Raw genomic sequence first — 18,397 nt, 5'->3', positions numbered from 1 at the left:
TCAGTGCTCCTTGACCAGTGCGGCGTACGCGCCGCCCGCCGCGATGAGTTCCTCGTGGCGCCCGCGCTCGACGACCGTGCCGTGGTCGAGGACCAGGATCTCGTCGCTGTCGCGGACCGTGCTGAGCCGGTGCGCGATCACCACGCAGGCGCAGCCGCGGCGCCGCAGGTTGTCGATGATGGCCTGCTCGGTCTCCGCGTCGAGGGCGCTGGTCACCTCGTCGAGCACCAGCACGCTGGGCCGCCGGACCAGGGCCCGGGCGATCTCCAGCCGCTGCCGCTGCCCGCCGGAGAAGTTGCGGCCGTCCTGTTCGACGCGGCTGTGGAGGCCGCCGGGGCGCCGCGCGACCACCTCGTACAGGCAGGCGTCGCGCAGCGCGGCCTCCACGTCGGCGTCGGGAATGGAGGGGTCCCACAGCGCCACGTTGTCGCGCACCGTGCCCTCGAAGAGGAAGACGTCCTGGTCGACGAAGGAGACGGACGCGGCCAGGGCGCCGCGCGGGATGTCCTCCAGGCGTGTCCCGTCGATGCGGATCGCGCCCTCCCAGGGGCTGTAGAGCCCCGCGATGAGCCGGGAGACGGTGGACTTGCCGCTGCCCGAGCCGCCGACGAGCGCGACCTGGCGGCCGGGGGCGACGGAGAGCGAGAAGCCGGACAGCAGCGGCTTGTCGAGGGGGCTGTAGCCGAAGGTGACGTCCTCCAGCGTGACGTGGCCCTTCAGACGGCGGTTGCTCGCCCCGGACTCGGGTCGCGCGTACAGCGAGTCGACGGGGAAGTTCTCGACGTCCTTGAGCCGCACCACGTCGGCGGCGAAGTCCTGGATGCGGCCGGCGACGCCGTTGAGCCGGGTGATGGGCGCGGTGAACCGGGTGACCAGGGCCTGGAAGGCGACGAGCAGACCGATCGAGATGTGCCCCTCCACCGCCCGCAGCCCGCCGATCCACAGGATGAGCGCGCTGTTGAGCGTGGCGAGCGTCGGGGCGACGACGGACAGCCACGCGCTGGGCACGCCGAGCCGCTGCTGCTCCTCCAGGGTGGAGGCGTGCTGCCCGGCCCAGCGGCGGAAGTAGCCGTTCTCGCCTCCGGTGGCCTTCATCGTCTCGATCAACTGCAGGCCGGTGTACGAGGTGTTGGTGAGCCGGGCGCTGTCGGCGCGCAGTTTCTGGGTCCGGGTGGCGCGCAGCCGGGTCACCACGCGCATGGCGACGGCGTTGAGCAGGGCGATCCCCACCCCGAGGACGGTGAGCTGGGGGTCGTACGTCCACATCAGCAGTGCGTAGAGCACGACGACGACGCCGTCGACGGCCGCCGCGGCCAGGTCGCGGGCGAGGGTCTCGGCGACCGCGTCGTTGGACTGCAGGCGCTGTACGAGGTCGGCCGGGCTGCGCTGGGTGAAGAAGGTGACCGGGAGCCGCAGCAGGTGGCGCAGGAAGCGGGCGCTGCCGAGGGTGGAGGAGATGATGCGGCCGCGCAGCAGGTTGGACTGCTGGACCGCGGTGAGCGCGGCGGTGAGCGCCACCAGGACGGCCATCGACGTGAACAGCACGCCCAGCAGGGAGGTCTGGTCGCCGATCAGGAACAGGTCGATGTAGGTGCGGCTGAGCGCGGGCAGCGCGGCCCCGACCGCGACCAGCAGGAGGCTGGCCACCAGCGCGGCGAGCATGGTGCCGCTGGTGCCGCGCAGCCGGGCCGGAAGGGCGCCGAGGACGCCGGGCCTGCGGCCGCCGCGGTGGAAGTCCGGGCCCGGCTCGAAGGTGAGCACGACACCGGTGAAGCTGGTGTCGAAGTCCTCCACCGGTACGAAACGCCGCCCCTTGTCGGGGTCGTTGACGTGGACGCCGCGCCGGCCGAGGCGGCGGCCCGTGCCGTCGTAGACGACGTAGTGGTTGAACTCCCAGAAGAGGATGGCCGGTGCCGGTACCTCGGCGAGGGCCGCGGTCTCCATCTGCATGCCCTTGGCCTGCAGGCCGTAGCCGCGGGCGGCCTTGAGCAGGTTGCTGGCGCGTGAGCCGTCGCGGGAGACGCCGCAGGCGATGCGCAGTTCCTCCAGCGGCACGTGCCGGCCGTAGTGGCCGAGCACCATCGCGAGGGAGGCCGCCCCGCACTCCACGGCCTCCATCTGCAGCACGGTCGGCGTGCGGACGGTGCGCGGCCTGCGGCGCGGACGCTGCCGGCGGGTGCGTGCGGGCTCGGGGCGGTGCCTGCGGCGGCCGGCGGGCGGCAGCGGCCGCTGCTGGGGCCGGGCGGTCGGCGCGGTCAAGGGAGCAGCCAATCGATCGGGCGTTGTGCGGCCAGGTGGACGGCGCCGGTGGCCAGGGTCATGGAGTCCAGCTCGTACGAGGGACCGTCGCCCTTGGACCAGCGGTATCCGCTCGGGGTGCGGGAGGAGGCGTCGAGCCTCACGACGACGGCCACCGGGCGCCCCGCGCGGGTGAGTTGCGCCGCGAGCTGCGGGTCGCCGAGGTCGGCGGCGATCTGCCGGGCGGTGCGCGAGGTGCGGCCGACGGTCTGCACATGGCCGCGCAGCACCCCGTACCGGGCCTGGGGCGCGGACTCGACGGCGAGGTCCACCGCGGCGCCCACCGGCACGGAGGAGGCGCCGGTCGCCGGGACGTAGAGGGTCGCGACGAGCGGGTCGCCGGTGCGGGCGACGCGTTCGACGGCCGCCACGTCCGCGCCGACGGTGACGACGGTGCCGATCGAGGCCACCAGGGCGCTGACCCGGCCCGCCGCCACGGTGCGGACGACGGTGTCGCCGCGCGCCGTACGGACGTTGAGCAGAGGGGCGTCGGCGGGCAGGCGCTGCCCTTCCTCGGCGAGGACCCGGGTGACCTGTCCGGCGACCGGACTCTGCAGGACGTAACTGCCCTGCCCGTGGCCGATAATTCCCGGCACGCTCAATTTCGAGGACACGGAACCGTTTACCGCCCAGGAACTCGCGGCGGCGATCACGAGAATGGCGACGGCCAGCACGATACGGCCCTGCGGACGCGCGAAACGCACCGGGAGATCGAGCGCCTCCGGTGATTGGAGCTTGGCAAGGGCCTTTTGGCGAAACTGCACGGAACTCTTCCCTCAGCCGCATCCCTCGCCATTGGGACACAAGGCCGCAATGGCGTCCGCGGGTCCCGGAAGGGAGGCATCCGGGACCCGCGGATCCATCAGTGTCAGAGACCCGCGATCAGGCCGGTGGCCAGGCCGGTCACGGCGCCGGTGTTGACACCGGAGATGCCCTCGACCGTGCCGACGACACCGGACACGGTGCCGGCGACCGGGGCGATCGACTCGACGGTGCCGGTGGCGCCGGCCACGAGGCCGCCCACGAGGCCGCCGGAGACGTTGTCCAGGTCCGCGTCGGAGATCTCGCGGGTCTCAACCTGGGAGGTGAAGTCCATGGGGGGTTTCCCTTCGTGTGAACACATTTCATGTGGCGAATCATCAGGGGGGCAACCTCTTCGCCACGGCACGGGATACAAGCATGGGAGCAGGTGGCACGGCCAATTGACGGTCAGGGCGTTCGAATTGGGTTCGGATCCGCGGCTTCACCGGTGTGCCGTGTTTCCCACCTCGCGGTGGCAATTCCTTCACACCCGGGGATGGCGCCAGGGTCGCGGAACCGGGCACTCCGGATCAAACCGTGCGCGCCGGCGCGGGATGTCCCGTGCGGACGTGCGGTCGTATGTCGCCCACGTGTGCGGTGTGCAGATTTACCGGAGGTAATGTTCAGCCCTGCGCTTGGGTCGGGCCTACCGCCCTGTGAGCAGGGGTGATCCGCGGCGCGCGGGAACCGGGGGCCGGTGGCCGGACGGGCTCAGGCGGTGGCCGGACGGGCCTGGCCGGCGGTGTCGCCCTCGGCGCCCGACAGACCGAAGTCGCAGAGCCTGCCGATGAGTTCCAGGGCGGTGTCGGTCAGGTCCGCGGCCTCGCAGGCGTCGTCGCAGACGACGAGCTCCCGCCCGATCTCGGCGATCGTCGTCGTGAGCGCGATCAGCAGGGCGCGGTCGCCCGGCCGTTCGTGGGTGATGCCGAGCAGGGTCGCGTTGTGGCTGATCCAGGTCCTGAGGTTCTGCCGGCCCAGCAGGTCGAAGCCCGGCGGGGTGTCCCCGGTGTAGAAGAGCCTGGCCATCTCCCGCCGGGCCCGGGTGTGCTCCAGGTACGCGCGGGTGCCGGTGAGGAAGAGGGCGCGCGGGCGGCTCTCGCCGGTCTCCCGGAGCCGGGCCACCGCCCGGGCCGTGGTCTGCGCCTGCGCGGTGCGGAACTCCTCCCACAGGGCCAGGAAGAGGTCCACCTTGCCGTCGAAGTGGTGGTAGAGCCCGCCGACGCTGGCGTCCGCACGGCGGACCACCTCGGCGATGCCGGCCGCCGCGTACCCCGACTCCCCGAAGACCTCGCGGGCCGCCTTGAGGAGCGACTGCCGGGTGGTCGCCGCCCGGCCGGGCGTCCGGGCCGGGGCCGGCCCGGACGCCCCACCGGTCGTGGGAAGGTCCGCGGGATCGCCGATGAGCAGCTCGTCACCGCGTGTGTCGCCCATCCCGGGACCTTCCGTCCGTCACGGTCGCGTCGCGCCGTGAACCCACTGCCTGGAGGGGCAGCACACTACCCGTCGGCCTTCAGGACGCCGGGATGCCGTTGGCCGGGGCCTCCGGCGGCGCCGTGGTGTACGGCGTGATGGCGCCCTGCTCGTCGTCCGTCACCAGCGGCGTGCCCTGCAGGGCGACCTCGGTGCTGCCCTTCAGGATGCCGATCTGGACGCCGGTGTAGCCCGCGTGGGAGTCCCCGCTGAACCGGAACGGCACCAGTCCGGGCCCGGTGAAGCCGCCCTTCTCCACGGCCTTCACCAGCGACTCGCGCGTGGGGTTCTTCCCCGCGCCCTGGAGCGCCTGGACGAAGGTGTAGGCCATGGACATCCCGAACTCGACGTTGCCGTCGAAGGGCAGCTTCGGGATGTACTTGTCGTGGATCCCGCGGAAGAGCTTGATCCAGCTGTTGGACGCGTCGTTGGTGGGCGGCATGTAGGTGTCGGTGATGATGCCGTCCATGAGCGCCGCCGGGTCGGCCGTGCCGCCCGCCTGCTTGGCGAAGGACTGCAGCAGGCCCGCCAGGGTGGTCGGGTCGGAGCCGACGTTGGTCACCACCATCTGCGGGTTGTACTGGAGCTTGAGCGAGGTGAGCTTGAACAGCGCGGTGTACGTCGGGATGGTGAAGAGCACCACCACGTCCGCCTTGGACTGGGCGATGGCCGTGACCTGCGGCGCGATGTCGGTGCCGCCGGGCTGGTAGCTCTGCCGGCTGACCACCGACTCCTTGGGGATGTACTGGTCCAGGCCCTCGACGCCGTCCTTGCCGAAGTCGTCGCCCTGGTAGAAGTAGGCGACCTTCTTGCCCGCGAAGTTCTCCTTGATGTACTGGCCGAGGATCTTGCCCTCGACGAGGTAGTCCGGCTGCCAGCCGAAGGTCTGCGGGTGCTTGTCGGGCTGGTCCCAGCAGCGGCAGCCGGAGGACACGAACAGGTCCGGCACGCGGCGGCTGTTGAGGAAGTCGACCACCTTGGTGTGGGTCGGCGTGCCGAGGCCGCCCACCATCGCGAAGATCTTGTCCTCCAGGACGAGTTCCTTGGTGACCTTCACCGTCTGCGTCGGGTTGTACGCGTCGTCCTTGTACCGGAATTCGATCTTCCGGCCGTTGACCCCGCCGTTGGCGTTGACGTGGTCGAAGTACGCCTTGGCGCCCGCCGAGACGTTGCTGTACCCGGGTGCCGCGGGCCCGGTGAGCGGCTGGTGGCTGCCGATGACGATCTTGTCCTCGGTGACGCCCGGTGCGGCGGAACCGCTGCCGGAGCCGCCCGAACAGGCGGTGAGCACCAGGGCCAGCACGGCCAGCGCGGCGCCGCCGCGCAGACGCAGACCGTGTCGGTGACTTCTTCTCATGACCCCTCCTGGAACCGAATCTGATTCGGTGGGTTCTGAACGGATTTCACGTGGGGTGACGCTGGTCGAGGGAACGGGTTGAGGGAACGGGATGTGGACGGTCAGGTACCGGAGCCCCGGGTGCGGAGCCGCCGGACCAGACGGATGAGGGCCCCTTGGATCCCTTGCGGGAACAGGAGCATCGACAGGACGAGGGCGAGGCCGTACAGGGCCAGCGGCAGGTTCGCGTAGAAGCCCCGGGACAGGTGCAGGGCGTCCGCCACGTCCCCCGTCCAGTTGGGCAGCAGGACGAGGAGCACCGAGCCGTACACGGCGCCCGCCAGGCTGCCGAGGCCGCCGAGCACGGCCGCCGTCAGCAGGGACAGCGAGAGCGCCAGCGGGAACGCGCCGGGCGCGGCCAGCGAGCTGACCACCGCGAGGAGTCCGCCGCCCAGGCCCGCGCAGGCCGCGCTGACCACGAAGGCGAGCACCCGCAGCCGGGCCACGTGGATGCCGGCCAGCGCCGCGGAGACCTCGTCGTCCCGGATCGCCCGCCACGACCGGCCGACGCGGCTGCGCCCGAGGTCGGCGAGGAACACGAGCACGACCACCGCGCACAGCACGCAGACCCAGGCCTGCCAGCGCTCCAGCGGGAAGTACGGGCCCAGCGCCTCGGGCGGCGGGGGCGAGGCCACCACGAGCCCGTTCTCGCCGCCGAGCAGATCGGTCAGGTGCCGGTAGTTGGCGAGCGCCGGCAGCCCGACGGCCAGGGTGAGGGTCGCGCCCGCGAGGTACGGGCCCTGCAGCCGCGCCGCGGCGGCGCCCACGAGCGCGCCGAGGGCGGCCGTGACCACCGTGCCCGCCAGCAGCGAGACGACCAGCGACCAGCCCAGTTCGGTGAGGAACAGGCCGGTCCCGTAGGCGCCCGCCGCCATCAGCGCGCCGTGACCCAGCGAGATCTGGCCGTTGGTCCCGGTCAGGACGGTCAGCCCGGCGACCGCGCACACGTACGTGGCGACGGTGGCGACCTCCAGGTTCTGGAACGGCGACAGCAGCGCGCTGACGCCGCAGACCACCAGCAGCCCGAGCAGCGCGGGCACCAGGTGCCGTACCGCGGTGCGGTCCATCGGACCCCGCAGCCGGGCCGCCGGGCCGGCGGCCGCCGGGCCCCCGAGCGGGGACCCCAGGTCCTTCGTGGTGTCGGTCGTGTCGGTCATGTGCCCCTCACACCCGTCGCACGGAGGTGCGCGAGAACAGGCCGTTGGGCCTGATCATCAGCACCGTCATCAGCACCGCCAGCGCGCCCAGCAGCGCGACCTCGGACCCCAGGTACCCCGAGACGTAGGAGAGGGTGAGCCCGACCACGAGCCCGCCGACCACCGCACCGGGCGGGCTGTCCAGCCCCCCGACGACGGCGGCGGCGAAGCCGAACACCAGCACCGCGTCGAACTGGTTGGGCCCGACGAAGGTCGCCGGCGCCACGAGGACCCCGGCGAGCGCCCCGACCGCCCCCGCCAGCGCCCAGCCCAGCGTGAGCACCCGCCCGACCCGCACCCCGAACATCCGGGCCACCTCGGGGGAGAACGCCGCCGCCCGCATCCGCAGCCCCACCGGGGTGACCCGGAAGAGCAGCACGAGCAGCGCCATCACCACCAGCACGGCCCCGATGACGAACAGGTCCGAGGGCGACAGCAGCAACCGGGCGTCGCCCACCGTGAAGCCCTTGATGCCGAGCAGCGGCGGGAAGGAACGCGGCGAACCGCCCCACACCATCCCGGCGACCGCCTGCAGGAACAGCAGCAGACCGAGGGTGACGATCACCGCGTTCATCGGCGGCCCGTTCTCGATCGGGCGGACCAGCACCCGCTCCACGACCGCCCCCAGGACGAACCCCGAGACGAGGGCGGCCAGCAGCCCGAGCCAGTACGAACCCGTCGCGTTGATCACGCCGAGGGCGACGAAGGTCGTGATCATCAGCATGCCGCCCTGGGCGAAGTTGACGATCCGGGTCGCCCGCCAGATGAGCACCAGGGCCAGCGCGACCGCGGCGTAGACGATGCCGCTGCTCACCCCGCCCAGTGTCAGATTGATGAAGTACATTCAGAACCCCAGATAGGCGTGGCGGAGGTCGTCCGCGGTGGCGAGGCTCGCGGCCGCGTCGGACGCGACCACCCGCCCCAGGTTCAGCACGACGCCGTGGTCCGCGACGGACAGGGCGCTGCGCGCGTTCTGCTCCACCAGGAGCACGGTGAGCCCCTGCCGCTCCCGCAACTCCCGCAGGACCGCGAGGATCTGCGCGGTGACCCGGGGAGCGAGCCCCAGCGACGGCTCGTCGAGCAGCAGCAGCCGCGGCCGGGTCATCAGCGCCCTGCCGATGGCCAGCATCTGCCGTTCGCCGCCGGAGAGCGTCTCCGCGAGCCGTGCGCGCCGCTCGGCCAGCGCGGGGAAGAGGGCGTAGACCTCCTCCAGACCGGTGGACTGCAGCGCCCTGCGCTCGCGCCGGTTCCGCCACAGGACGCCCAGCCGGAGGTTGTCCTGGACGGTCAGCTCGGTGATGACCCCGCGGCCCTCCGGCACATGGGCCAGGCCCAGCCGTACGACCTCCTCCACGGGCAGCCGGGTGATGTCGGCGCCGTCGAGCAGGACGCTGCCGGAGCGGGGCCGGACGAGCCCGTTGACGGTGCGCAGGAGCGTGGTCTTGCCGGCGCCGTTGGCGCCCAGCACGGCGGTGATGCTCCCCTGGTCCACGGTGAGGGACACCCCGTCCAGGGCCCGGACCATGCCGTAGGAGACGGCGAGTTCACGGACCTCAAGCACGGGAGGACTCCTCTCGCGCCCCGGGCGCCGCCGGTGCCGCGGTGTCGGCCGGCGCCGGTGTCCCCTCGGTGACCTCGTCGCCGAGGTACGCCTCGGTCACCAGCGGGTCGTCGCGCACCTCGTCCGGGGTGCCGTAGGCGATGACCTTGCCGAAGTCGAGGACGAGGACCCGGTCGCAGACCCGCATGACCAGGTCCATGTGGTGCTCGACGAGGATCACCGCCATCCGTTCGCGCAGCCCGGAGATGACCTCGCCCAGTTCGCGCATGCCGTCCTCGGACAGCCCCGAGGCCGGCTCGTCGAGCAGCAGCAGCCGCGGCTCGCCGACCAGCGCCCGGGCCAGCGCGACCTGCTTCTGCACCCCGTAGGGGAGCTCGCCGGGGAGCCGGCCGGCGGCGTCCTCCGCGCCGAGCTCGCGCAGGACGGCCAGCGAACGGTGGCGCAGCAGCCGCTCGTCGCGGTCCGAACGGGGCAGGCCCAGCAGCGCGGAGGCGAAGCCCGCCCGCGCGTGCCGGGTCGCCCCGACCATGACGTTCTCCAGCACGGTGAGCCGGGGGAACAGCCCCAGGCCCTGCAGGGTCCTGGCGATGCCGAGCCGGGCCAGCTGGTGCGGGCGGGGCCAGGACAGTGCCCGGTCCTGCCAGTGCAGCGTCCCGGCGGCCGGGCGCACGAAGCCGCACACGGCGTTGAACAGGGTCGTCTTTCCGGCCCCGTTGGGGCCGATGACACCGAGCACTTCGCCCGGCCGGACCGACAGGGACACCGCATCGAGTGCGGACAGGCCTCCGAAGGAGACCTCGAGTCCGTCGATGCGCAGGAGGCTTTCCACCAGTCACCCTTCCTTGGGAGTTCGGCGGGGGCGGTACGGGACGAGAGGGGCGAGGGGTCGGGGATCGGGGGTCGGATTGCGCGGACGGTCCGGTCGCCCGGTCGCCCGCCGGCTCGGCGCGGGGTCGTGCGGGACGGTGCGCCGGGCCTCTCGCGCGCGGTGGCCTGCCGTTCGGGAGGACTCCTCCCAGCCCGACCGAATCAGAATCGGATTCGGTTCCGACTGAGGGTGACCCCTGCCCGAAGCGCTGACAAGCCCCCGGTGGCGAGGAGTTCGGCTAGCCGGCGCCCGCGAGCAGGCGTGCCTCGCCCGCCTCGTAGCGCCGCCCGCTCTCGGCGGCCGTCCCGTCCCGGCGCCGCCGGTCGTAGCGGCTGCCGAGCCGGCCGGCGAGGAAACCGAAGGGGACGGACAGCAACCCGGCGGTCTGCGGCGGGAACCAGTGGAAGTCGCGGTCCGGGAAGAGCGCCGTGGGGCCGCCGGGCACCGGCGTCGAGAACACCGTCAGCAGCAGGACGCACCCCGTGCCGCCGTACAGCGCGGCGAGCAGGCCGGTGCGGCCGAGGCCCCGCCAGAACAACGAGTAGGTGAGGGCCGGCGCCACCGCCGATGCCCCGATCGCCGGCGCGGTCGTCGTGATGACGGCGACGTTCTGGTCCTGGACCAGCGCGGCCAGGGCCACCGCCGTCGCACCGACGCCCACGGCCGCCCACCGGGCCACCGCCGGCTCGGTGCGCGCCGCGGCCAGCCCGTCGCGCATCGCGTGCCCGAACAGGTCGTGCGCCAGTGACGACGCGGCGGCGAGGGTCAGCCCCGACACCGACGACAGCAGCGTCTCGCCGGTCGACGGCGCCGCCGCCGGTGGCGGTGGTTGCCAGTGGTGCCAGGTGTCGCCGTAGTACGTCATCGCGCGGTCTCCAAGCGGCTTGCGGGGCCAGGGTGTTCGGGCGCGGTGGAGGGACGGGCAAGGTTCGGCCGGTACGCCCCGGGCGTCGGTGCCCCGGGGTGGCCGCACGATACCGACTGGTCGGCATGTCGGGAAGAGGTGCTGCAGGTCACGGTTGAGGCACCGCCCCGCGGGGGCCCTCCCCGGCCCCGGTCCGGCACCCGGCCGGCCGGCGATTGCCCCTTGTCCGAGGTGGTTTCGTGGGGGCGCGTGACGGGCCCGGGGCCGGGCGGAACGGCCCGGGAACACCTCGCGGCGTGGCCGGCCTTGTACGCGGGTGGGCGATGGCCGACTGCCGGATGCCGCAGCCGGATCGGGGTCGCACGGTCACCTCTGCTCGGGGCCGCCTCCGCGCGCCCGGGCAACCGGCTTGCCGGGACCCGGGGCGGTCCGGCCAAGCGCACGCCGGGCCCGGTGCCGGGCCCTACGGCATGCAACGGCGGCCGCTCGCACAGGTGCTGAACGCCGTCCCACCCGGGGCCGGGCCGAACCGCCGCTCGCGCGCCGAAGCCCCGGTGGCGTCCGGGCCGGCGACGGCCTCAGCCGGCGGGGTCGGTGTGCGGGGGGTGCACGGGGACCTCGCACCACACCTGCTTGCCGCCGCTGAGCGGCATCGTGCCCCAGGCGGCGGACATGGCCTCGACGAGGAGGATGCCGCGGCCGCCGGTGTCGTGCCAGTTGATGATCGCCGGTTTGACCGGCGTCCGCGGCGAGGCGTCGCCGACGGCGATCCGCAGCCGGTCGCCGGTGAGGGTGAGGTCCAGCCGTACCTGGCCCTCGGTGTGCACCAGGGCGTTGGTGACCAGCTCCGAGACGACCAGCAGCACCGTGTCGGCCGCCTCGCCGAGCCCCCACGCGCGCAGGGTGCGGGCGGTGAAGCGGCGGGCGTGCGAGGCGGCGTCGGGGAGCCGCCACACAGTCCAGCTCTCGCGCACAGGCTTGACGGCCATGCCGTCGTAGCGCATGAGCAGCAGCGCCACGTCGTCGCTGCGGGTGGCGGCGCTGAGCAGGGCGTCGGCCATGCGGCCCAGGTGGGAGGGGTCGGCCTCGGACAGCTCGCGCGACATCCGCTGCATGCCCTCGTCCAGGGGGAGTTCGGCGGACTCCACGAGGCCGTCCGTGGTGAGCGCGAGGACGGTGCCGATCTGCAGCCGCAGCGGGATCAGCGGGAAGTCCGCGTCGTCGACGACGCCCAGCGGGGGCCCGCCGTCTCCCTCCACGGTCCGCGTGCCGCCGTCGGGCAGCCGCAGCACCGGGGGCAGGTGACCGGCGCGCACGCACCAGGCGCTGCCCTCCTCCATGTCGATGCTGACGTAGCAGCAGGTCGCGAAGAGGTCGGTCTCCATGCCCACGAGCAGGCGGTTGGCGTGCGAGACGACGACGTCGGGGGAGTGGCCCTCCACGGCGTACGCGCGGATCGCGGTGCGCATCTGGCCCATGAGCGTGGCCGCCCCGGCGTTGTGGCCCTGGACGTCGCCGATGACCAGGGCGACGTGGTGGTCGTGCAGGGGTATGACGTCGTACCAGTCGCCGCCCACCTCGAGCCCGCCGGTCGTCGGCAGGTACCGGGCGACCGCGACGCCGCCCGGCAGCACCGGGAGCCGGCGCGGCAGCAGGGTGCGCTGGAGGGTGCCCACCAGTTCGTGCTCGGCGTCGAAGGCCCGTACGCGCACCAGCGCCTGGCCGACCAGGCCGGCCGCGGCGGTCAGCACGGCCCGTTCGTCCGCGCCGAACTCGTGGGGCTCGTCCCAGCCGATGATGCAGCATCCGACGACCCGGCCGGCCGCGGGCAGCGGCAGCACCGCGAGGCCGCCGGGGCCGACCCCGGCCAGCGTGGACTCCAGCGGTGCCCCGGCCGGCCAGAAGCCGACCCGGCCCTCGCGGAGCGCGGTCGCCAGCGTGGGCATGGACCGGGTCGGCGCGTCAGGCCATTCCGAACGCCATTCGGTGCGCCACACCTCCGGCCACGCCGAGGGGTCCGCCGGGTCGAGGACGGTGACCACCAGCCGGTCGTTCTCCAGTTCGGCGAGCGCGATCCGATCGGCGTTCAGCGGGCGGCGCAGCGAGGCCACCACCACCGTGCTGACGTCGCGCACGGTCGAGGCGTTGGCCAGGTCGGCGGCGAGCTGCTGCACCCGGCCCACGTCGTTGACCCCGGCCCGCATCCGCGAGGCGTCGCCCACCGTGCCCAGCAGCCGTACGGGACGGCCGTCCGGGGCGAACAGCACCCGCCCGCGCAGCCGCAGCCAGCGCAGTTCCCCGGAGGGCCGGCGGATGCGGAACTCCAGCTCGCGGTCGCCGGTGGCCATGTGCCCGGCCTCCACCACCGACATCAGCGCGGGCAGGTCCTCGGGGACGGTCAGCGCGAGCAGGGTCTCCACCCGGCCGTCGAAGGCGGCGGGTTCCAGGCCGAACAGGGTGAGCACGTCGTCGCCGACGTTGATCCAGCCGGTGTCCATGTCGAGGGTGAACCCGGTGGCCCGGGACTCCGCCCCGGCCACCGGATCGGTGTCGGCGCACGCGTCGCCGGGCGTGGGGCCGGGATGGCCGATCGCGGTGGCGAACAGTTCGAGGCTCTGCCGGTCGTCGGCGTCGAAGCCGCCGGGCTGGTCGGTGACCGCCACGAGACAGCCGACGCACACGTGGTCCGCCCGCAGCGGCAGGGCGGTGAGCGAGGCCTCCGGCGTCTCCGCCGCCCCGTTCCCCACCAGCCGGGCGACCTCCGCGGGCCCCGCGGTCACCACGCGGTCCTGGCGCACGGCGACGGCCATGGGGGAACCGCCGTCCGTCGCGTAGCTCTGGCGCAGCCCGTGCAGGACGCGCGGCACCCCGGCCGAGGCGACCAGGCACAACTGCCCGCCGGTCTCCGAGGGCGCGTACACCGCGACGTGGGTCGCACCGGTGAAGACCAGAGCCTGTTCGATGACGGACCGCAGGCGGGTGGACTGGCCAAGGTCGGATCGGAGCGTTTTCAGCGCGAGCTCGGCGGACAGCGCCCGAACTCTGCGTCCTTTCGCGCCGTCGCTGACCACGTCGTCATTACACCGCCTCCGGAGCCCCGGCGCAGCCCGTGTGCAGGGAAACGTCACGGATCGTGACAAGAACGCCGGCCGGGGGCCTTCGTCCCCACGGCCCCGACCAGCCCTTCGGCAGGTCGACCACGGTCCCGGCGTCGACGGCGGTGCCGGTCGCCAGGTGCTCACGGTGCGACGGGCGCGCGGGCGCCGCGACACGGCCTAGCGCTGGGGGAAGGTGTACGTGTAACCGGCCGCGTCGAGCCGGTCGAGCAGGGTCTCCAGCGCCTGCACGGTCTGGCTCCGGTCGCCGCCGCCGTCGTGCATCAGCACGATGGCGCCGGGCTTCAGCTCGCGGTTCACGGTCGCGAGGATGGCGTCCGCGCCGGGGCGGCGCCAGTCGTCGGAGTCGACCGTCCAGCCGAGCGGGCGCAGCCCGTGGTCGGCGGCGATGGCGCGGATCGCGGGGGAGAAGTCGCCGCCCGGGGCGCGGTAGTACCACAGCGGCGCGTCGCCGGAGCCGGCGGCGCGGGATATCTCGTTCCGGGCGTCGAGTATCTCGTGGCGGTTGTACTCCTCCGACTTGCCGCTCTGCGCCTCGTCGTGGTGGACGGAGTGGTCGCACAGCCGGTGGCCCGCGGCGGCGATCCGCCGGACCAGGTCGGGGTGGGCCCGGGCGTTGGGGCCTATCTCGCAGAAGGTGGCTTTGGCGTGGTGCCGGGCGAGCACCGCGAGGACCTTGGGGGTCCACTCCGGGTCCGGGCCGTCGTCGAAGGTGAGCGCCACCGACCTGCCCGGCGCCTCCACGCCGTGCTGGATCGAGCGCGCGGTCACGGCCGTGCCGCGGTCGGGCGCCTGGACGGCGGTGCCGTGGGCCGCGGTGCCGCGGGGCGCGTCCGTGCTGTGCCCGGGAGCCTGCGGCCGGCCGGTTCCCGGGGCGGTGGGGCCGTGGTGCGCGCTGCCGTGGTGCCCGGTGCCCGCCGCCGGGGTGCGGGACGGGGTGCCGTGTCCCGTGGAGGGCGTCGCGGCGGGAGCCGACGAGGGCGCGGACGGCGCGGACGGCGCGGACGGCGCGGACGGCGCGGACGGCGCGGACGGCGTGGACGGCGTGGCGGGCGCGGTCGCACGGGCGGAGGGCGCCGAGGCGGCGGCACCGGCGCTGCGCATCATGTGCTCGGTGCCACAGGCGGCGAGCGTGGCCCCGGCGAGCGTCACCGCCGCGACCGCTCCGAGGGCTCGGGTCGCTCGGGTCGTCAGTGCCACGGTGGTACCTCCTGGGGCCGGCTGCCGCACGCCGGGCGTGCGGATCAGCCCCCCACCGTAGGGGGCGCGCGGCGCCGTGCCCTCGGTCTTTCGGTCATCTTCGGGTCCTTCGCCGACGGGACTTTCGTCCTCTTGGCATGTTCCCGACAGCCTGTCACGCTAGGGATTAGGAAAGTTTCCTAACGGAAGGACGCCATCGTGCGCAAGCGCCTCGCACTCGCCACCGCCGGTGCCGCAGCCACCCTGCTGACCGCCCTCCTCACCCCGGCCGCCGGCGCCGCCGGCACCACCGGAACGTCCCCCCGCAGCCCGCAGGAGGGCTCCGTCACCGCCGCCCAGTTACTCGCCAAGGTGGGCGGCTGCAGCCAGATCTCCAACGGCAGGTACCGCACCGACGAGGAGACCACCGCCACCGTCCCGGTCTGCGGTGCCAACGGCGCCGTGTTCTGGAAGGCCGACATGGACATCGACTGCGACGGCCAGGTCACCGCCCACTGCAACTGGGACACCGACCCCTGGTTCCAGGACGACACGGCCTTCCACCAGTCGGACGGCCGCCCGCTCAACTCCGAGACGCTCCCCTACGTCGTCGTCCCCAGCCCCAGCGGCACCTGGGACTACCGCGGCGCCGGCATCAAGGGCGGCGGCGTCGTCGCCGTCGTGTACGGCGGCCGGGTCGAGTACGCCGTCGTCGGCGACACCGGACCCACCGCGATCATCGGCGAGGCCTCCTACGCCACCGCGCAGGCCCTCGGCATCGACCCCGACCCCGAGACCGGCGGGGCGGAGTCCGGCGTGACGTACATCCTCTTCAAGAACTCCTCCGTCTCGCCGATCGAGAGCCACGCAAACGCGGTCTCCGTCGGTGACGCCCTCGCCCGCCAGTTCCTGGCGAACAACTGACCCGCCGTCGACCCGGACGTACGCCGGGCGGCCGATGCGACGCGGCGCACGCCCCCTCCGTGTTGCGCGGCCGCCCCCGGCACGTGATCGTGGGCCACGGGACACTCCGGCCCGCTCGAGCTTCCGCACCGTGGTCCACCCAGGGGGTCGCCGCATGAGCACACACTTTGACGTCGTCGTCCTGGGCGCGGGTCCCGGCGGGTACGTCGCCGCGATCAGGGCCGCCCAGCTGGGCCTGCGCACGGCGATCGTCGAGGAGCGCTACTGGGGCGGGGTCTGCCTCAACGTCGGGTGCATCCCCTCCAAGGCCCTGCTGCGCAACGCGGAACTGGCCCACATCTTCACCAAGGAGGCCAAGACCTTCGGCATCCGGGTGAACGGCGAGGTCAGCTTCGACTACCGCGAGGCCTTCGCGCGCAGCCGCAAGGTCGCCGACGGCCGCGTCAGGGGTGTCCACTTCCTGATGAAGAAGAACGACATCACGAAGTTCGAGGGCCACGGCACCTTCACCGGCGACCACACCCTCCACGTCGCGCTGGGCACCGGCGGCAGCGAGACCGTCACCTTCGACCACTGCATCATCGCCACCGGCGCCACCACCAGGCTGCTCCCCGGCACCTCGCTCAGCGAGCGGGTCGTGACGTACGAGGAGCAGATCATGACGGACACGCTCCCGGGGAGCATGCTCATCGCGGGCGCCGGCGCGATCGGCGTGGAGTTCGCGTACGTCCTGCACAACTACGGGGTGAAGGTGACCCTCGTGGAGTTCCTCGACCGGATCGTGCCGCTGGAGGACGAGGAGGTCTCGGCCGAACTCTCCCGCCAGTACCGCAAGCTGGGCATCGACGTGCTCACCTCGACCCGGGTGGAGGCGATCAACGACTCCGGCGACTCGGTGAAGGTCATGGTGACCACCGGCGGCCAGCGGCAGACGCTCCAGGCGGACAAGGTGCTCCAGGCGATCGGCTTCCAGCCGCGGATCTCCGGCTACGGCCTGGAGCAGACCGGGGTCCGGCTCACCGAGCGCGGCGCCGTCGACATCGACGAGTTCTGCCGGACCAGCGTCCCGCACATCTACGCCATCGGCGACGTCACCGCGAAACTGATGCTCGCGCACGCCGCCGAGGCCATGGGCGTGGTCGCCGCCGAGACCATCGCCGAGGCCGAGACCATGTCGCTCGACTACGTGATGATCCCGCGCGTCACCTTCTGCCAGCCGCAGATCGCCAGCTTCGGGTGGACGGAGGCGCAGGCCCGCGAGCGCGGCTTCGACGTGCGCGTGGCCAAGTTCCCCTTCACCGCCAACGGCAAGGCGCACGGCCTCGGCGACGCGAGCGGCTTCGTCAAGCTCATCAGCGACGCGAAGTACGGCGAGATCCTGGGCGGCCACCTGATCGGCCCCGAGGTCACCGAACTGCTGCCGGAGCTGACACTCGCCCAGAAGTGGGACCTCACGGCGGCCGAACTGGCCCGCAACGTCCACGGCCACCCGACGCTCAGCGAGGCCGTCCAGGAGGCGGTGCACGGCCTCGCCGGCCACATGATCAACTTCTGAGCCCGCCCGGTGGTTCGGCGGGACAGCCGAACCACCCACCCGCACCCGTCAGCGGCGCCGCCGCCGCAGGAGGACGACGACCGCCGCACCGGCCGCCGCGGCCACCAGCCCCGCGGCCGCGGCGCGTTTGGCGAGCGGGGCGCCGGCGACCCTGAGCAGGTCGAGCGGCTCGTCCTCGTGGCCCGCCGGTACGAGGGGCGCGTCCTCGGCGGCGTCCTTCACGGCGTCCTCCTCCCCGGCGGGAGCCTGCGGCGCGGCGAGCCGTCCGGCGAGGCAGTCGGCGAACCGGCCGATGATGCGGTCGCCGACCTCCGCCATCACGCCGCGGCCGAACTGCGCGGGCCGGCCGGTCACGGCGAGGTCGGTCGTCACCGAGACGACCGTCGCGCCGTCCTTCTCCGTCAGCGTGCCGGTCACCGTCGCGCGCGCCGTGCCCTGGCCGCGGACCTCCTTGCCGCGGGCGGCCAGCACGACGCGGTGCGCGGTACCGTCCCGCTCCTCGAAGACCGCCGTGCCGCGATACGTCACCGTCACCGGGCCGACCTTGACCTTCACCGTGCCCCTGACGGTCTCGCCGTCGTACTCCTCCACCGTCGCGCCCGGCATGCACGGCGCGACGCGCTCGATGTCCAGCAGCGCCCGCCAGGCGTCCGCCACCGGGACGGGGACCCCGAACTCGTGGTGCAGTTCCATCAATCCTCCTAGAAAGCGACCTCCGGCTCTAGCCGGTAGGGGAATTGCGTCTCAAGCCCCATTGACCTCAGCCATGTGCATGGATCTCCACCGTTCGCCTTGGGCACGGCATCTTGGGTCTATTAGACTTGTGCCACGTGGATAATCCGTGCATGGCCGTGAGCAGGACGGTCCTCCGGTGGGGTTCTCGACGGGCTGGTCGCGGCACGCTTGGACGAACTGACGCAGCAGAAGGAACGGGGGTGGGAAAAGCGTGTCACTCGAAGTCATGCCTGACCACGTCCACCTGTTCGTCAGGCACGACCCAAAGTCTTCGGCGTCATACGTCGCAAGCCAGTTCAAGGGCTTCACCTCCCGCGTCCTAAGTGCGGAGTTCCCGCACCTGAAGTCGCAGCTGCCGACGCTGTGGTTGTTGTCGCACTTCGCGGCGTCGGGCGGTGCTGTCTCGGCGGACATTATGCGAGGGGGATAGTTC

The 18,397-nt window shown here is 73.0% G+C and carries 15 protein-coding genes and 1 pseudogene; 3 read left to right on the top strand and 13 right to left on the bottom strand.

What is annotated here, in order from left to right:
* From OIE69_RS09400 to OIE69_RS09345, 12 genes are all read right to left on the bottom strand, one after another.
* Positions 1–2,259, bottom strand: coding sequence for an NHLP family bacteriocin export ABC transporter peptidase/permease/ATPase subunit (locus tag OIE69_RS09400; protein WP_326571489.1), 2,259 nt, complete (start codon positions 2,257–2,259; stop codon positions 1–3).
* Positions 2,256–3,062, bottom strand: coding sequence for an HlyD family efflux transporter periplasmic adaptor subunit (locus tag OIE69_RS09395; protein ID WP_326571488.1), 807 nt, complete (start codon positions 3,060–3,062; stop codon positions 2,256–2,258). Before OIE69_RS09395 ends, OIE69_RS09400 begins: the two co-directional genes overlap by 4 nt.
* A gap of 104 nt (positions 3,063–3,166) precedes the next feature.
* Positions 3,167–3,394 (bottom strand): type A2 lantipeptide, encoded by a 228-nt coding sequence (locus tag OIE69_RS09390; protein ID WP_326571487.1) that lies wholly within the window; start codon positions 3,392–3,394, stop codon positions 3,167–3,169.
* 416 nt (positions 3,395–3,810) lie between these two features.
* Positions 3,811–4,530 carry a TetR/AcrR family transcriptional regulator gene (locus OIE69_RS09385; RefSeq protein WP_326571486.1) on the bottom strand — a complete coding sequence of 240 codons (720 nt, stop codon included), beginning with the start codon at positions 4,528–4,530 and terminating at the stop codon, positions 3,811–3,813.
* A 79-nt stretch (positions 4,531–4,609) separates the two neighbouring features.
* Positions 4,610–5,926: an ABC transporter substrate-binding protein gene (locus tag OIE69_RS09380; protein WP_326571485.1), complete on the bottom strand. Its 1,317-nt coding sequence runs from the start codon at positions 5,924–5,926 to the stop codon at positions 4,610–4,612.
* Between the two features lie 101 nt (positions 5,927–6,027).
* Positions 6,028–7,122, bottom strand: a complete 1,095-nt coding sequence (locus tag OIE69_RS09375; protein ID WP_326571484.1) for a branched-chain amino acid ABC transporter permease — start codon at positions 7,120–7,122, stop codon at positions 6,028–6,030.
* A 7-nt stretch (positions 7,123–7,129) separates the two neighbouring features.
* Positions 7,130–8,005 carry a branched-chain amino acid ABC transporter permease gene (locus OIE69_RS09370; protein WP_326571483.1) on the bottom strand — a complete coding sequence of 292 codons (876 nt, stop codon included), beginning with the start codon at positions 8,003–8,005 and terminating at the stop codon, positions 7,130–7,132.
* On the bottom strand, positions 8,006–8,722 hold the full coding sequence (locus tag OIE69_RS09365; protein ID WP_326571482.1) for an ABC transporter ATP-binding protein: 717 nt from the start codon (positions 8,720–8,722) through the stop codon (positions 8,006–8,008).
* Positions 8,715–9,551 carry an ABC transporter ATP-binding protein gene (locus OIE69_RS09360; RefSeq protein WP_326571481.1) on the bottom strand — a complete coding sequence of 279 codons (837 nt, stop codon included), beginning with the start codon at positions 9,549–9,551 and terminating at the stop codon, positions 8,715–8,717. The genes OIE69_RS09365 and OIE69_RS09360 overlap by 8 nt, the downstream gene beginning before the upstream one ends.
* Positions 9,552–9,828: 277 nt before the next feature.
* Complete coding sequence (locus tag OIE69_RS09355; protein WP_326571480.1) at positions 9,829–10,455, bottom strand: sodium:solute symporter family transporter; 627 nt, start codon at positions 10,453–10,455, stop codon at positions 9,829–9,831.
* A gap of 578 nt (positions 10,456–11,033) precedes the next feature.
* Positions 11,034–13,526 carry a SpoIIE family protein phosphatase gene (locus tag OIE69_RS09350; protein ID WP_326571479.1) on the bottom strand — a complete coding sequence of 831 codons (2,493 nt, stop codon included), beginning with the start codon at positions 13,524–13,526 and terminating at the stop codon, positions 11,034–11,036.
* Between the two features lie 204 nt (positions 13,527–13,730).
* Complete coding sequence (locus tag OIE69_RS09345) at positions 13,731–14,771, bottom strand: polysaccharide deacetylase family protein (RefSeq protein ID WP_326571478.1); 1,041 nt, start codon at positions 14,769–14,771, stop codon at positions 13,731–13,733.
* 198 nt (positions 14,772–14,969) lie between these two features.
* Here OIE69_RS09345 and OIE69_RS09340 point away from each other — a divergent pair, with 198 nt between their 5' ends.
* Positions 14,970–15,674 carry a glycoside hydrolase family 75 protein gene (locus OIE69_RS09340; protein WP_326571477.1) on the top strand — a complete coding sequence of 235 codons (705 nt, stop codon included), beginning with the start codon at positions 14,970–14,972 and terminating at the stop codon, positions 15,672–15,674.
* 154 nt (positions 15,675–15,828) lie between these two features.
* Complete coding sequence (lpdA, locus tag OIE69_RS09335; RefSeq protein WP_326571476.1) at positions 15,829–17,229, top strand: dihydrolipoyl dehydrogenase; 1,401 nt, start codon at positions 15,829–15,831, stop codon at positions 17,227–17,229.
* A gap of 48 nt (positions 17,230–17,277) precedes the next feature.
* Here the strand turns inward: lpdA and OIE69_RS09330 are convergent, their stop codons facing one another.
* Entirely contained in the window at positions 17,278–17,922 is a 645-nt protein-coding gene (locus OIE69_RS09330) for an SRPBCC family protein (protein ID WP_326571475.1), read from the bottom strand.
* A gap of 183 nt (positions 17,923–18,105) precedes the next feature.
* Here OIE69_RS09330 and tnpA point away from each other — a divergent pair.
* Positions 18,106–18,394, top strand: a pseudogene (tnpA, locus tag OIE69_RS09325) (IS200/IS605 family transposase); the annotation flags it as partial.
* Positions 18,395–18,397 lie beyond the last annotated feature (3 nt).

Source organism: Actinacidiphila glaucinigra, from assembly GCF_035918135.1.
Classification (GTDB): domain Bacteria; phylum Actinomycetota; class Actinomycetes; order Streptomycetales; family Streptomycetaceae; genus Actinacidiphila; species Actinacidiphila glaucinigra.
This window is presented reverse-complemented; position numbering and strand designations above follow the sequence as displayed.